The organism is Cyclobacterium sp. SYSU L10401 (assembly GCF_010993705.1).
GTDB lineage: Bacteria > Bacteroidota > Bacteroidia > Cytophagales > Cyclobacteriaceae > Cyclobacterium.
This window is the reverse complement of record NZ_WOFO01000002.1, coordinates 505,698-521,373: the sequence shown is the minus strand read 5'-3', so window position 1 is coordinate 521,373 and position 15,676 is coordinate 505,698. Positions and strand designations below refer to the sequence as shown.

14 protein-coding genes and 1 pseudogene are annotated in these 15,676 nt (G+C 47.1%); 10 read left to right on the top strand and 5 right to left on the bottom strand.

From position 1 onward, the window contains the following. Nucleotides 1-137 precede the first annotated feature (137 nt). The gene (locus GL182_RS07135) at nucleotides 138-746 is read left to right on the top strand and encodes a Uma2 family endonuclease (RefSeq protein ID WP_163378949.1); all 609 of its coding nucleotides are present in this window, start codon (nucleotides 138-140) and stop codon (nucleotides 744-746) included. A gap of 152 nt (nucleotides 747-898) precedes the next feature. Continuing rightward, nucleotides 899-1,132: an antitoxin gene (locus tag GL182_RS07130; RefSeq protein WP_163378948.1), complete on the top strand. Its 234-nt coding sequence runs from the start codon at nucleotides 899-901 to the stop codon at nucleotides 1,130-1,132. A 215-nt stretch (nucleotides 1,133-1,347) separates the two neighbouring features. On the opposite strand, the gene GL182_RS07125 is transcribed toward GL182_RS07130, so the two are convergent. The 3 genes and pseudogenes from GL182_RS07125 to GL182_RS07115 form a co-directional block, all read right to left on the bottom strand. Further along, a complete protein-coding gene (locus GL182_RS07125) occupies nucleotides 1,348-1,938 on the bottom strand; it encodes a hypothetical protein (protein ID WP_163378947.1) in 591 nt (196 codons plus the stop codon). A 41-nt stretch (nucleotides 1,939-1,979) separates the two neighbouring features. Then, nucleotides 1,980-2,117 (bottom strand): annotated as a pseudogene (locus GL182_RS24480) (T9SS type A sorting domain-containing protein); the annotation flags it as partial. A gap of 514 nt (nucleotides 2,118-2,631) precedes the next feature. Next, entirely contained in the window at nucleotides 2,632-2,913 is a 282-nt protein-coding gene (locus GL182_RS07115; RefSeq protein WP_163378945.1) for a hypothetical protein, read from the bottom strand. Between the two features lie 15 nt (nucleotides 2,914-2,928). Between GL182_RS07115 and GL182_RS07110 the strand changes: the two genes are divergently transcribed. The 3 genes from GL182_RS07110 to GL182_RS07100 all read left to right on the top strand — a co-directional run bounded on the left by GL182_RS07110 (nucleotide 2,929) and on the right by GL182_RS07100 (nucleotide 5,732). Further along, a complete protein-coding gene (locus tag GL182_RS07110) occupies nucleotides 2,929-3,360 on the top strand; it encodes a hypothetical protein (protein WP_163378944.1) in 432 nt (143 codons plus the stop codon). Nucleotides 3,361-3,385: 25 nt separating this feature from the next. Then, on the top strand, nucleotides 3,386-3,994 hold the full coding sequence (locus GL182_RS07105) for a Uma2 family endonuclease (protein ID WP_163378943.1): 609 nt from the start codon (nucleotides 3,386-3,388) through the stop codon (nucleotides 3,992-3,994). Nucleotides 3,995-4,256: 262 nt separating this feature from the next. After that, the gene (locus GL182_RS07100; protein ID WP_163378942.1) at nucleotides 4,257-5,732 is read left to right on the top strand and encodes an AGE family epimerase/isomerase; all 1,476 of its coding nucleotides are present in this window, start codon (nucleotides 4,257-4,259) and stop codon (nucleotides 5,730-5,732) included. A gap of 127 nt (nucleotides 5,733-5,859) precedes the next feature. On the opposite strand, the gene GL182_RS07095 is transcribed toward GL182_RS07100, so the two are convergent. Beyond that, nucleotides 5,860-6,297: a cupin domain-containing protein gene (locus GL182_RS07095; RefSeq protein ID WP_163378941.1), complete on the bottom strand. Its 438-nt coding sequence runs from the start codon at nucleotides 6,295-6,297 to the stop codon at nucleotides 5,860-5,862. A 441-nt stretch (nucleotides 6,298-6,738) separates the two neighbouring features. Between GL182_RS07095 and GL182_RS07090 the strand changes: the two genes are divergently transcribed. The 3 genes from GL182_RS07090 to GL182_RS07080 all read left to right on the top strand — a co-directional run bounded on the left by GL182_RS07090 (nucleotide 6,739) and on the right by GL182_RS07080 (nucleotide 11,496). After that, nucleotides 6,739-8,931, top strand: a complete 2,193-nt coding sequence (locus GL182_RS07090; protein WP_163378940.1) for a PQQ-binding-like beta-propeller repeat protein — start codon at nucleotides 6,739-6,741, stop codon at nucleotides 8,929-8,931. Between the two features lie 39 nt (nucleotides 8,932-8,970). Further along, entirely contained in the window at nucleotides 8,971-10,560 is a 1,590-nt protein-coding gene (locus tag GL182_RS07085; protein ID WP_163378939.1) for a family 16 glycoside hydrolase, read from the top strand. 288 nt (nucleotides 10,561-10,848) lie between these two features. Beyond that, complete coding sequence (locus GL182_RS07080) at nucleotides 10,849-11,496, top strand: hypothetical protein (RefSeq protein ID WP_163378938.1); 648 nt, start codon at nucleotides 10,849-10,851, stop codon at nucleotides 11,494-11,496. A gap of 1,038 nt (nucleotides 11,497-12,534) precedes the next feature. On the opposite strand, the gene GL182_RS07075 is transcribed toward GL182_RS07080, so the two are convergent. Then, on the bottom strand, nucleotides 12,535-13,338 hold the full coding sequence (locus tag GL182_RS07075; RefSeq protein WP_163378937.1) for an XRE family transcriptional regulator: 804 nt from the start codon (nucleotides 13,336-13,338) through the stop codon (nucleotides 12,535-12,537). Nucleotides 13,339-13,408: 70 nt separating this feature from the next. On the opposite strand from GL182_RS07075, the gene GL182_RS07070 reads away from it, so the two are divergent. Continuing rightward, complete coding sequence (locus GL182_RS07070) at nucleotides 13,409-14,155, top strand: ImuA family protein (protein ID WP_163379146.1); 747 nt, start codon at nucleotides 13,409-13,411, stop codon at nucleotides 14,153-14,155. Next, nucleotides 14,148-15,638, top strand: coding sequence for a Y-family DNA polymerase (locus GL182_RS07065; RefSeq protein ID WP_163378936.1), 1,491 nt, complete (start codon nucleotides 14,148-14,150; stop codon nucleotides 15,636-15,638). The genes GL182_RS07070 and GL182_RS07065 overlap by 8 nt, the downstream gene beginning before the upstream one ends. Nucleotides 15,639-15,676: the final 38 nt, after the last annotated feature.

Sequence of the window (15,676 nt, the reverse complement as noted above, 5' to 3'; positions counted from 1 at the left end):
ACAGAGTATACTTTTCCTCCTGATGTAACAAGTACCCGAAACCCGGCCTTTTGCCCTTTTTTGAAAATCAGGAGCTAAATTTCCTTAAGGACGATGTCAATCTTTCTTCAAAGGCTTAAAATCGGTATATTTATATCATGGATACCAAAAAACCCGATATAGTCGAAGAACCGGATTTGGCATACGGCAACTATTCCTATGCCGACTACCTGACCTGGCAGATGGATGAAGCGGTCGAATTGATCAAGGGGAAAATTTTTAAAAAAGCGGCCGCTGCTCCGAAAAGGATTCATCAAAAAGTTTCCGGGGAGCTATTTCTAAGGTTAGGTAATTTTATGAGAGGAAAAAAATGCCAGGTTTATTCCGCCCCATTCGATGTGCGGTTTACAAGGTCTTCCAAAGAAGATAAAAAAATTTACGATGTTGTTCAGCCCGATATCTGTGTGATTTGCGATTTGGAAAAATTGGATGATCGGGGCTGCATTGGAGCTCCTGATCTGATTGTGGAAATCCTTTCTCCGGGCAATAGCAAAACCGAACTGAGACATAAATTTGAGCTTTATGAGGCAAATGGGGTGCAGGAATATTGGATTATCCATGCCGAAACCCGGGATTTACTCATCTATAGCCTGATTGATGGAAATTATGTACCCTCACGTCTGCTTACCTCTGGGGATGTGGTGGAGTCAAAAGTGATCGAAGGGTTTATACTTGATTTGGAGGAGTTTTTTGAAGATATCGAGTAGGGATCTGAAAATTACCTGTGTCCTACCGAAAAAAATATTTTTTGCCGGCTGAGAATTTTCAGGAAAGTCGTTGATTTACAAACAACTGGGTTCGTTTCATTTCGTATATCTGTGTATACTAATGCGTATATACAAAACCTTCGGAATTGATTATGGAAAAGACAGCTAAAGTATTTAAGAGTGGAAATAGTCAGGCCCTCAGATTGCCAAAGGAATTCAATACGGATGAAAAGCAATTCTACATCCGCAGGATAGGATCCTCGCTATTTTTCAGCCCTAAAGCCAGTTCATGGGAAATGGTAACGCAGAGTCTTACCTCATTTTCGGATGATTATTTCGAAGAAGGACGAAACCAACCTCCCATCCAGCAAAGAGAAACGTTTTGAAATACCTTTTGGATACGAATATTTGTATTTACCTTATCAAGAACCGGCCTGAAATCGGTCTGAAGAAGTTCAGGTCCTTTCCCATTTCAATGTTTAGGGTTTCTACAATCACAATTGCCGAACCGTATTATGGGGTGGCATATAGTTTGTCCGCCAAGACCTTTTCAGGATAGAAAAGAGAGCGCAGAATATATTTTTTTGGCTAGTGACATCTTTTAAAAACTATGTCCTAAACTGATTCCAAACCAATATGGGAAAATATTGAATATGTTTTCTGAGGAATTCGAACTACTAATGTCAATAATGGGAGTGTATCCAACCCTGAATAAAAACCCTCCTTCTGGTTTTTGATACCTATACCCAATCCTGGGTACCAAAGCTTGATTTAAATATACCTGTTCTCTTATGTTATTTGGATAATTCTCATCAAAGATGAAGCGTCTGTTTAGCGCAGCAGTATAGCCGATACCTACTTCCAAATGGTGCCTAGACCTTCCCCAAAAGGCCGTAACCTCCACCGGGAAAATAGGTATCACATAGCCAGAGTGAATGGGTTGGATTTCTCTTTGAAATTGCAAAGAGAAACCCAAACTGGCCACTAGCTTTAGCTTATCCTTTTGATGAAAAATCCTTCCATAATGTAGGCCATACAAACCGGAGTTCCCAAGTAGTTCGGCATGTACGGAGTTTTTCGCCGTGAAAATATCGGCCTCGGTCTCCGGCTCAGATTGAGCACTCAACTTATTCTGGGCAATCATCAAAAAGCCCATTAAAGCGAAGAGCATACATTTTTTTGATAGTGACATTTCGGTTATAGTTTTATTGGCTGGGTCATAACATAATCCAGCTATTTAACGATTATCTGTTTGGACAAAACTTCTTTTCCATTATAGATATGAAGAAAATAAGTGCCAGGTTGCAAATTATTTGTATCCAGGTTCACTTTTCCCGATCTTGATTCTGCTGTACGCACCAATTTTTCCTGATTATCATATAATTATGCCCATTAAGGTTTGGGTTCCCACTTGGGTGGAAATTATTAGGGCAAACAGTTGTCGGACCTGAAATATTTACAGTTTGTCCAATTAAATCTTCAACAAAGATAGATGCCAAAACTAAGAATAGAATAAACCTTGGCCGATTTAAATATTGCGGGGGGGGGGGGTAAAAGTACTCATAATTATTTTTCTTAAAAATTTATTTATAATAAATAAAATAAACAACACTATTACACTAAAAAAATTTATACCTGTAAAGTAAAACTCTTTTAATACAGGATTAAATGCTAAAGGTTATTGGTAAAATGTTGGTTTAATCAGTCGAAGACAGGTAAAAGCAAAGCGATTCATTTTTTCCCTACAGCAGAATGGCTAAACCGCTAACTTTTAAAACAGCATGTTAATCATTGCGAGACTCCCAGGTCGTAAGTGATTACTTGTCTGACGGTTCTAAACCGTCTGACAAGAGTTACCGCTGAAAAAAAGTTATTATCCTATGAATTAAGGCAAAGTTTCAAACTTAAAACCAATGCTACTACCGGCATATACGCCTTTGGGGAGTTCTATGCTTATTTCAGATTGATCCTCATCAACTTGGTTTTCTATGCTTACCTTGGGATGATCACTGCTATAACCATTTTGTTCGTAATCGTACTTGGTACCCCTGACCGCATTCCCAAATATTAATGAAGACAGGCTATTAGGCCGGTTGTACAATTTTGCTATCATGCAGGGACGGTCCTTTTTGGGAAGGAATCCACTGAATCCCCTGAATTCGTTCATTTTTTCAGGGATAGAATGACCGAACGCTATGATTTCTCCAGGGCAGTGACCGATGGAAAGTACTATTATATCCAATACTTTATGCCCCACAGACCCAGGGGCAGGGATTCCTGGTACGGCTACCAGGTGCAAGCCAATTGGCGGGCCTATGAGGCGGCTTATGAGGCTGGGAATACCAATGAAATTCAATCCCTATTTTACGAACCCAAACCCCTGGAACAATTCTTTGATACAGGAGCAGACCCCTGGCAGGTAGATAGCCTTGTCGAACAGTCGGCCTCCAAAGCCAGGGTGAAAAGCATGTCTGAAGAAATGGATCGCTGGATGGTGGAGACCCGGGATGTGGGACTGATTCCGGAGCTGGATTGGGCTATCCCCAGCGCATCATCGATGATGCCATTGCCCTATTTCCTAAGCGGCGAAAGGTGGGTTGAGGATGGCAAATAATGGCTGAATTTATTATATTTATTCCATGAATGCCAAAAAGGACGATACCGTCAAAGAACCGGATCTGGAATACACCAACCATTCCTATGCCGACTACTTGACCTGGCAGATGGAGGAAGTGGTAGAATTAATCAGAGGGAAAATTTTTAAAAAAGCAGCTGCTGCCCCGAAAAGGATTCACCAAAAAGTATCTGTCGAATTATCCTATCGATTGGCAGGGTTTTTAAAAGGAAAAATATGCGAGGTTTATTCCGCACCCTTTGATGTCCGATTCCCGAAAAAATCTAAAGAGGATAAGGAAATCCACGATGTGGTACAGCCGGATATCTGCGTGATTTGCGATACCGAAAAACTGGATGAGCGGGGCTGTATCGGAGCCCCCGACCTGATCGTGGAAATTCTATCCCCCGGTAATAGTAAAGTCGAACTGAAATATAAATTTAATCTCTACGAGTCCAACGGTGTCTGGGAATATTGGATCATCCACCCCGAGACGCAGGATTTGCTTATCTACAGCCTTGTCGACGGAAAATACATCCCCTCACGGCTTTTTACTTCAGGAGATGTGGTGGAATCCAAGGTGATCAAGAGGTTTAAACTGGATTTGGAGGAGTTTTTTGGGGGTATTGAGTAGTTTTTAATACCAATGCTTATATGGCTTAAGCCAAACTTGTGGATCCTGCGGAAGTTATTGACAAATCTACCAATGATAAATATATTGGCATATGACCTGGGATAAGCTGGTACCCAACCAGAAATCCAACTGGTTTTGGGTACTTATGGAGCGTAATTCCATAGATAAATGAATCCTCTATTGATTCTTGCACCATAAACATTTAGTATTGAATTTGAACCGCTAAGGTAATGCGATTTTAATTACGAGTAATTTTAAGAAAATGAAGAAACCGATTTTTAAACCCTATTTAACATTTATTTTCATCCCATTTTTTTTAGTTATCAGCCATTCGCTTTATGCACAGGATCTAATGCGTGGCGATTATTGGAAACAACAGGTAATAGACGATGTACTGGAACCCTGGACTAACTTTGCCCGGGACAAGGAATTTGGATCGTTCCACACCCTTCTCGATAAAGATTGGAAAGTAGGGGAAAAGCAGGAGAAATATCCGGGCATGATCGCGCGGCATCTTTTTTCCTATGCAGTGGGCTACCATGTAACAGGAGATGAAAATTACCTCGAACTGGCTCAGGAAACCTTTGATTATTTAATCAAACACGGCTGGGATCACCAATACGGTGGCTGGTTCCATGAACTGGATCGCTCAGGAAATGCCGTTTCTATGGACAAGGATATGTTCATGCACGCCTATGCCATTACTGGCCTGGCCATGTATTATATCGTAACCCGGGATAAAGAGGTGAAACATTACCTGGACAAAAGTATCGACATTATGGAAAACCATGCCTGGGATAATGAAAATGACGGTGGTTATTTCCGAAGATTGAATCGAGACTTCCGTATCCAAAACTCGAATAAGGTTTTTTCTCCCCAATTGGCACCTGTTTCGGGTTATTTACTCTACCTATACGCTGCTACGCGGGAGGAAAAGTACCTACAGAAAAGTGAACAACTACTGGAGATGACTTTGTCCCAGATGAAGGATAGAAAAAGCGGCTGGATTATGGAGGGCTACGATCGAAATTGGAATTCCCTTCAACAAAGGAACGAAATGATGAATACAGGCCATAATGTGGAAGTGGCCTGGATGCTTATGCGCCTGTATGCGCTTACCGGAAAAGAAAACTATAAGGAGGAGGCCTTAAGACTGAACGGGCATCTTTTAAAATACGCTTTTGACAAAGACGCTGGGATTTGGTACCATAAACTCAGAGTTGACAATCCGGAAAGTCATAGCGATGACAGCCCTTGGTGGGTGCAAGCCTATGGCAATATGTTTCAACTGTACCTTTACGCCCTTTTTGGCGAGGAAGAATCCTTGAGTAATTTTAAAAGGGGCGCTTCTTTCTGGAACAATAACTTTATTGATAAACAAAAAGGTGGAACCTATTTGAGTGTGGATAAACAAGGTAATTTTATCAACAGCAGTAAAGGGGTGGTGACAAAAACTTCCTATCATGCTGTAGAAAACGGATTCTTGAACATGCTCTACCTGGATTATTGGGTCAATGAGCAGCCTGTTACCCTGTTTTATCACATCAATTCAGCGACTACTGAAAAGCTGTTTCCCTTGTTATTGGAGGATCTCAATTACGATATAAAAAAAGTACGGATTGACGGCAAGCGCTGGAACAAAATAGATCAAGATCGAGGAAGCATCCGTTTACCAAAACGAGGAAATTATACCATGGAAGTGGTTTTGCAAAAAAAGCAGGCTAAAGCCAGGAATTAAGCGCTGCTTTTCGGAAATGCGTTGATTTTCCTTTTGCTGCACCGCTTGTAAAAATGAAACGTTGATTCGTCGAATACCGCAAATAGCCTATTTAATTCAGGTTTTTCTGGAAAATGGATTACAGGGGTCAAAGACGACCTTGCTTGTCCCAAATCTTTATCAATCCCTTGTCTTTTCCCAGCAGGGGATCGGCTTCTGGTAAAGGGACTTGCGCAATGTTTTGATCCGCTTTTGGCCGTTCTCCCTTTTCTCCTTTTAGCAGGTCCGGACTCCTGCCATTGGGATAGGCACCCACTACCGTAAATTGATTGTCGTGACTTAGGCACTTATGGCCCACACCCGCGGGAATGATGATGACATCTCCCGGTTTCACCTTCACCTTTTCACCTTTTTCTCCGCCCAGCAGAATGAGAGCCTGTCCACTATAGACTCCCAATACTTCGTGTGTATTGCTGTGGTAGTGGTGAAAATCATATACGCCCCATCGCCAGCTGTTGGTCCAATTGTTGGAAGCAAATGTTTCTTCCAGCCACCTTGCCGCTTGTTCTCCCTTTTCTTCTAACATATTCTGATAGAGTAAAAGGGGGAGCGCGCTGTTAGGGATAACACCGTCGTCTTGAAAATATAGCTTTTTTGGCGGAAACAAAGCTAGATTTTTTTAATGAAGAAATGCTTAATTTAAGATTTCAGGTACTTTTTTACAAATTCAATGCCAGTGAAAATGCATTTGAGCCTGTTTATGAAAAATTTGGGGCAATTGGTTGTTAACCCGTTGGGCGATCTTTCCTGGAATTGCAGGAAAACAAAATTAATTCCGCTATTAGCGACTTTTTTCTAGGTAATTTGTAACTTTCACTAGTGCAACTTATGCGATAATTTGCAACAGCAAGTCGGAAGAATATCCTGGAAGAGCCCGAGTGCCTTTTTTATGGGAAGGGTATTTGGCCATTGTCTTGCTATCCGGAGAAAAAAAGATACGTACCTACTGTTTGTTAAAAAAACCTGAATGAGAAAACACCACCCAAAAAGCCTGACCTTACCTTTTCTTCTTTGCTACCTGTTTTTACTCGCCTGTTCCCCAAAGGAGTCAGAAAAATCAACGCATACCCAACAGGCCAACCGCCTCAATAACCACCAGGATTGGGGCATTTACAGGGGCCATTCCTCGGGGATCCAATATTCCGACCTTGACCAAATCCATACCGGAAACGTTCAGGATCTCGAAAAAGTCTGGGAATACCAGCACGGCAATCCCGTGGGACCGGGCATGTATGCCAATCCCATCATTATAGACGGTCTGCTTTATTTCACCACGCCGGAAGTAAATGCCGTCGCATTGGATGCCACCACAGGAGAGGAAGTGTGGGTATTCCGTCCAAATCAGTACCGGGAAGACGAACGCCCCTTTCGGGGTAGAAATAGAGGCCTTACTTATTGGGAAGACGAAAAGGGAGAAAATAAACGCATCCTGAACTTCGTAAAGGACCGGGTCTACGCCATCGACCCCCTTACCGGTACCCTTATCACGACTTTTGGCGAAAACGGCTGGATTGATTTGCGCAAAAACCTGCCCCAGGACCCGGAAGAAGTAGACTTTGAGGCCACCACCCAGGGCATGGTGTATAAAGACATGCTCATCATCGGAGGAAGAACGCCCGAAGGAGCTCCCTCCACCCCCGGAGACGTGCGGGGCTACGATGCCCTTACCGGGGAGTTTCGATGGATCTTTCATACCATTCCCCAGCCGGGGGAATTTGGGTACGATACCTGGAAATTTGAAGATGGCGTAAGCTATGGCGGTACCAATCCCTGGGGCGGGCTAACCGTGGATGAGGAAAGGGGCTGGGTTTTCCTGGCCACCGGTTCCCCTGCGCCGGATTTTATCTACGGGGGCATGCGCAAGGGGGAAAACCTTTTTGCCAATTGCGTGATCGCCCTCGATGCCAGCACCGGCAAGCGCATCTGGCATTACCAAACCCTGCGTCACGACATCTGGGATTACGACCTGCCTCCAGCCCCCATATTGGCCACCGTCACGGCAGAGGGTACGGCCCGGGACATCGTGGTACAACTGACCAAGCAGGGATTTACCTTTGTTCTGGATAGGGAAACCGGCGAACCGGTGTTTCCGGTAGTTGATCTGCCCGTGCCTCCCTCGAAGGTGCCTGGGGAAGAAGCCTGGCCCACCCAACCCTTTCCGCTAAAACCACCTCCACTCAACCGGACCAGCCTTCGCGAAGCGGACCTGAGTAACATTACGCCCGAAACCCGGGAATATGTTTTAAATATCTTTCGACAGCATGAAACCGGCTCTCTGTATACCCCGGCCTCCCGGGCAGGGGTAATCACCATGCCCGGTCATCAGGGCGGTGCCGAATGGGGTGGTGCGGCTTTTGATCCGGCCACCAATGTCCTTTACGTGAATATTAACGAGGCACCCACCATCCATAGCCTGGTGCCAGTGACCGATAACCTGGATACGGCAACGGCCTCGCCGCTCCAGCGCGGAAAAATGATTTACAATACTTCCTGTACCGCCTGCCACGGGCTAAACAAGGTAGGGAATCCTCCCTTATTTCCACCTCTTCAAAACCTGGAGCTCAGCCGGGATTCCATCAAATCCGTATTGCGCTATGGCCGGGGCATGATGCCCGCTTTTGGCCAGTTTTCGGATAGGCAGCTGGATGACCTAATCGCATACCTGCAGCACAGTGCCGAAGACCCAAAAGAAACTCCGGCTGGAACCGGTACTTCCAATACCAGCCGGGCACCCCGCTACGCCAATGTAGCCCCCTTCTTTGTAGACCAGAATGGCTATCCCGCCATCGCTCCGCCTTGGGGAACCCTTAACGCCGTAGACCTGGATAAGGGTGAAATCCTGTGGAAGGTCCCGCTGGGGGAATACCCCGAATTGGTGGCCAAAGGCATTCGAAACACCGGGGCCAAAAGTTTTGGTGGTCCGGTGGCAACTGCCGGGAACCTGGTATTTATTGCAGGAACGCCCGATGAAAAGATCCGGGCCTTTGATACCTTTTCCGGTCAGGTACTCTGGGAATACCAACTCCCCGCAGGAGGCTATGCCACCCCCAGTGTCTACCAGGTAGAGGGAAAACAATACCTGGTCATTACTGCCGGCGGGGGAGGGAAAAACGGCACCCCCCACGGAGATTCGGTCATTGCCTTTGCCCTGCCCGATTGATGGACTCCCGAGGTTACTACCACCATAAACCCAAAAAAAATGATGACTATACCACGCATTGCTTCCTTCTTACTGCTCCTGTTTGCAACCGTCCTGCCTCCATTTGCCTTATTGGCTCAGGAACCGGTCTGGCAATCCCTTTTCAACGGCAAGGACCTTAGCGGCTGGACCGAATTAAATGGAGCCCATAACTGGGAGGTGAAAGAGGGGATGATTGTCGGGAGTACCGTTCCGGGCCAACCCAATGGATTTTTGTGCACCGATAAGGAATTTGGTGATTTTGTGCTCGAGCTCGAGGTATCCGTGGATACGCTGATGAACAATTCAGGCATTCAATTTCGATCTCAGAGTTATCCCGAATACAAAAACGGCCGGGTGCACGGCTATCAGATGGAAGTCGATCCCAAGCCCCAGCAGTGGAGCGGGGCCATCTACGAAGAAGGGGCCGAGCGCGGATGGATTTACCCGCCGGAAAAAATGGGCCCGGAAGCAAAGGCCGCTTTCAAACGGGACGATAAAAACGGTTACCAATGGAACCATTACCGCATAGAAGCAGTGGGCCCGATACTTCGAACATGGGTAAACGGTGTACCCGTAGCCCAGCTGGAAGACGACCGCTACCTCCGGGGCTTTATCGGTCTGCAGCTGCATGCCAACAATGAAAACGATCCGCAGGGAAGTTTTTCCATCCGGTTTCGTAACATCCGCATACAGCAGGGAAACCTGGAAATCACACCAATGGAGGGGGAGGTGCCGGTGGTCAACCTGCTGCCTTCCTCTGAGGAGCCCCGGGCCGGGAATCCCCTTTCCCTTCGTATCGAACAGGATCGGCAGCCAGGTCGTATCGCCGTCCATGCGGGAGACAAAACAGCACCCATCCTGACCCAATGGGCAAAACCGGAAGAACGGCCCTACCTGCATCCCATTCTGGTTCCGGACGGTAAGGGGGAGATGACCGAATACCGACCGGACCACCATCCCCACCAAACGGGCATTTACTGGGGCTTAAAGCGGGTAAACGAGCGCGATTTCTTTATGAACTGGAACCGGGATTATTGGCGACGGGTATCGGCAGACGTTCTTCAGGACGATGCGGAAAGGGTTCGTTGGCAAACCGTGTACGAGATGCTGGACGAGGAAGGAAACGTACTGATGGTAGAAACCCAAAACTGGTCCCTGCAGGCCTATGCCGATCGTTACCTGTTGGACCTGGAATGGCAGGGGGAGGCCAAAATGGATGTAGTGATGGGCAAATTCTATGTGGGCGGTCTTTTTGTTCGCATGCCCTGGGTGCCGGAGACGGTGGGAGAGATTGTAAGTGCCTCAGGACACGAGGGCATGGAATTGGAAGGGCAGCGGGCCATTTGGAGCGATATTGGGATAAAGTTGGACGGGCGGGAGGACTTTGCCCGGATTGCCATTTTGGATCATCCGGACAACGCCACCTTCCCCACACCCTGGCGTGTAGACAGCCAAATGGGTCTGGGACCTTCCCGGCAAATACTGGGTGACTGGGGCCTTGCCGCCGGTGAATCGGAAACCATCCGCTACCGCCTGCTGATGTATACCGGTACCGAGGACAAGGCCCTAAAGGCGGAAGTCTGGAAGGGTTTTTTTGGAGGGGAGTAATAAAGATCAGTATTCGGAGGTATTTAAAATGCTATAGCATAGTTTAAAGAGAAGTGAAAATTTCAATATTTTTTATGTAAAAATTTGATTATTATTTATTATTTTACTACTTTATTTCCATCATTTTGTCAATATAATAAACAAATTCACCATTTTATATTTATAAGGGTTTTTTAGGGTTTGCCACCCAACGTCGGCGATGTGAAAGTTAAAAACGACATAAAACAAGTGAGTAGCCAGGTAATTTACGAGCCTGATTGGTCTTATTTTTATTTAAATCTTACTAACATGAAAACTATTGTTAAACTAATCTTAGTTTTGCCTATGATGGTGTTTTGGTCTTGTGGTGATTTTATGGAAGAAGATATTAATTCTAATTTCCAAGATTCAATTGATTCTCAAAATCATGTAAAGAATTTTAAAAATCTTTCTCCAGAAGATCCTTTAGTTATTAGTGCATTAAGTTCTTTAAATCAAAAATCAAAGGATAAGAATCCGTCAAGTATATCATTGAGAGTTTCAAATAATTTAGGCGATGTTGGATTGTTTGAATATGAAAATGGTAGGTCAGCAGTCTCTTTCACCTTTAAAGACGATAATGAAGAGGTGTTCGTACAAGTCTTGGATTCCGGAAAAGAATCTGATTTTATTTTGGCTAATTTTAATGAATATAGTGCTAAAAATAAAAGTAGACCTTCAATTTCATTCAGATCATTAAATACCGGAAATCAGTTTATCTATAATTCAGAAAAGTTGGGATTAAATTCAGACGGTCCGAGTTTGAAAGGATGGGGAAATTGTATGGATAGCGCTATAGATAAGCTTTTTGATGATTGGGATAATGACCCAGTTGGAACGTTTGGGTGTTGGGTGTTAAGTCCCTTTTGTGTAGTTGGAGATGGATTAGGATGTGCCATTAAAGAAATCAGTAAATAGATTATGAAACCGTTATTAGTTACTTTGGGATTATCTGCGCTAGGAGTCATTGTTTTTGCTTCTTTAAAAGTCCTTTCTGAACACTATTTGTACGGCTGGGGAATTTTATTTAGTGCCTTTGTTTTTATAGGTACATTGATTTATTGGTTTATTTTGGTAAACAGGAAAAAGCAGCAAAGTTAATTCAAGGTTGTGCCCTAACTTGGTAATACCAAATACTAAATTTTTGGTTAAACCCCATTAGGTTGGTGGATTTAGAGCCAAAAAAATAACAGGTCCAATTTTTTGGACCTGTTATTAATGAAAATTTTTTAGATGGGATGTGAATAAACCAATTATTCAGGTTTTATTCCTGCCCATCCTGCCCAGCAACCATTTAAAGCCATAATAGCTTATATAAAACCATCCGATTCCAGCGCCTATGGAGGTATAAAAACCGATTTCAAAGGGGTTAAACGATCCGTACGATCCAAATGCCATAAATAAAAGGGCCATGCCAATACTTCCGATTATAAATCGATTTCTTAGTATTCTGTTTTTGAAGGAAATGTTCATGATTTGAGTGGGCTAGCTAAACGCTGCATGGGGCTTCCTTCCAAGTGTGAATTGTTTGGAAGGAAACTTTTATTCTTTTGATCGGTTGGTTGCTACATCCTGTCCAATTACATAGTAAATCTAATAAGCAATCACTAAAAAATTAACCCCCAATTCTGTTTATAAATGGGCCCGCTATATTGAATGTTGGTTCTAAGTTGAACCGAATTATCATTCCAGAAGCGTGCAACCATTTGTATTATTTCAGTTGGATTTCAACCCCTATCGTGCTGGATTTGCTGTGGGAAGTAGCCTTCAGGAGGCGAACCGATCTGGTAGTATCCTTTTTAGTGAAGGTTTGGCCCTCCACTTTTAGGAATGGATTAACCGCACATTGCTATTATAGCAACCGGTTTTTGACTCACTCCGAAAGGTGTTCATTTTTCGATGTATCTCCTTGATTTTATCTTAATTCACCAGGCTAATTTCCTTTTCCCTGAATCCCTACCCCTTCCTTCCCTTCATCTCCAGCTGCATGTCCCTAACCGCCCGGACCAGTTGCTGCAGGTCGGTTTCGGGCTCGGGGATTTCTTTGCTGGTGTAGGCATGAAATTTCCAGATCTCCGCTACCTCGCCCACAGGCACGGTGTAGGGCTCAAAGATCGGGTTTAGGGAGCGTAGCAGCAGCTGCCCTGCGGCCTGTACCGTCACCAACTTAAATACAAAATCCTGCTGCCCACTCAGTATCACCACGCAGGGGCTATCCGGCTTTAGGGCCGTCCAGTCGTCCTGGTACCTCGTGATGATGTCGCTTCCCCCCGGAATGGGCAACATGGAATCCCCCACGGTGGGGAAAATCCGGTAGGTACCCTGCCGGGGAAGGTTGGGTAGGGAAAATCGGGGAAGGGAGGCAATAAACTCGGGATCGTTGTATCCGGAAAGGTAGCCTGCTTTGGCTTTGATGGGCACGTATTCCACGTTTTCCTGGTTGCCTTTGTCCACGCTGATGGCCAACACCCGCAGGTTGCCGCCCCGCATGTACACGTCGTTTCCGGCTTCCAGCTCCCGCAATTTCAGCTCCCCCAGCGTACGCAGGTCTATCCTTATCAGGCTGTCGATGCTGATACCGAAATAACTGGAAATGACCAGAAAATCCTCCGGGGAGGGCGCCTTGGTCTGCCCGGATTCCAGGGCATTGAGTTTGGAACGGGTTAGTTCCAGTTCGGCTGCCAGCCCTTGCTGGGTCAAGCCCTTCCGCTCCCGGAGAAATTTCAGGTTACCTGGAAAAAAGTTTTTTGACTTTTTCATTGAAGTTTGCTAGTATTAGAGTCAACGATTTGACACGAATCGTGTCAAATATAGGCATTCTGTGAAAACGATGAAAGGAAATAGTGATAAAATGGACCGGCTGCGGGCGTTAAAGCAGGAAATCATGGCCCTGGAAGGATACCTTCCCCCAAAAGGGCAGCAACCGGATTCCAGGCTGCAGCTGGGTCCCTTGCATGCGGCTTTCCCGGGCGGAGTATTTCCCCTGGCCGCCAACCACGAATTTATCAGTCGTACCCCATCCGAGGCGGCTTCCACCCAGGGCTTTTTGGCCGTGCTTCTGGGCATGCTGCTGCAAAAAGGTGGATTTTGCCTTTGGCTGGGGACCCGCCCACAGGTCTTTCCTCCTGCCCTGAAGCGTTTTGGGGTAGCCCCCGAACGGGTAGTGTTTGTGAACGTACCCAGGGAAAAAGACCTGCTGTGGACACTGGAGCAGGCCCTCAGTTGCGAAGCCCTGGTAGCGGTGGTCGGGGAAATCAGGGAGTTGGGTTTCTCCGAATCCCAGCGCCTGCAATTGGCAGTAGAGCGGAGCCGTGTCACCGGCTTCGTGCACCGCCATCAGCCCCGTAGTCTGCATGCCCTGGCCTGTGCTACCCGCTGGAAGGTGGCCCCGGTTCCGACACCCATGCCGACGGGCATGCCGGGACTGGGCGTTCCTACCTGGAAGGTAGGCTTGATGAAGGTCCGAAACGGAAGACCGGGCGACTGGCAGCTGCAATGGGACGGGCAGGGTTTTCAGGAAGTTTTCCGGGAGGAGAAGCGGCAAGCAATTACCCAAAACAGCAGAAAGTATGCCTAAGCGTTTTCTATCCCTCTGGTTTTGTCACCTGACCACGGACCGGATGGCCATTCGACATCCGGAACTCCGGGGAAAGCCCTTCGTATTGGCCGGCAACGAACGGGGTCGGGCCATCGTGCAGGCTAGCAGTCGGGAAGCCTTTGCACGGGGCATTCGTCCGGGAAGGGCCGTGGCAGATGCCCGGGCCATTTTTCCAGATATAGTGGTCTTTCCCGACAGGCCCGGTTGGGGAAAGCGGCTCCTCTACCGGCTGGCCGAGTGGTGCTTGCGGTACACTCCGCTTCCCGCTGCCGATCCTCCTTCCGGACTGATGCTGGATATTTCGGGTTGTCCACATCTCTGGGGAGGCGAATCTGCCTACCTGAAGGACCTGGTATCCGCCCTGGAAGGCAAAGGCTACCGGGTACGGGCTGCCATCGCCGATACCATTGGGGTGGCCTGGGCATTGGCCCGGTATGGCGAGCAGGGCGGCATAGCCGAAGTGGGAGGGCAGCGGGAAGCCTTGCTGCCCTTGCCTCCGGCTGCTCTTCGCCTGGAATCGCGGATACTGGAGGGGCTGGAAAAACTGGGTTTCCGGCAAATCCAGCAGTTTATCGACCTGCCGGCGGCTACCTTGCGCAGGCGATTTGGGGAGGGGCTGCTGCTTCGGTTGGGGCAGGCCCTGGGTAGGGAAGAGGAAGCCTTTCAACCGGTACAGCCCCGGGTTCCCTTCGAAGAGCAGTTGCCCTGCCTGGAGCCCATTCGCACGGCCAAAGGCATCGAAATCGCTCTCCAAAAGTTGCTGGACACCCTCTGTCAGCGCCTGAGCAGGGAAGGGAAGGGGCTGCGCAAGGCGGTATTCAAAGGTCTGCGGGTAGACGGAAAAACGGTGGGAATCACCATTGGCACCGGCCGGGCTTCCCACAATCCGATGCACCTTTTCCGACTCTTTGCCCTGAAAATCCCCTTGTTGGAGCCAGCCTTGGGCATTGAGTTGTTTACCCTCGAAGGCTTGTTGGTAGAAAAGGTTCGGCTTCCACAGGAGCAGTTCTGGCATCGCTCGGGGGACCCGGCAGCAGTAGCAGAACTCCTGGACAGGGTAGCTGCTAAGTTGGGTTCGGGCCGCATACATCGGTACCTGCCTCAGGAGCGGCATTGGCCGGAACATTCGGTGCGGCCTGCGCTTTCCTTTGACGAAAAACCCGATACGGGCTGGCCCGATTTGGTACGTCCCCTGCACCTGCTGCCTGTACCCGAACCCATTACGGTCATGGTACCCTTGCCCGATTACCCTCCGGTGCATTTTAAGCATAAGGGCAAGCTGGTTCGCGTGGTTTGTGCCGATGGACCGGAGCGCATCGAGCAGGAATGGTGGCTGCAAACCGGGCCGCCCCGGGATTATTACTGTGTGGAAGATACGGAAGGGGGCAGGTACTGGCTTTTTCGGCTGGGACTTTACGGAAAAGGGGAACCCCAATGGTTTTTGCACGGCTATTTTTCCTGACCCGGGACAATTTATCAAACCTATTGATCCAGACAAAT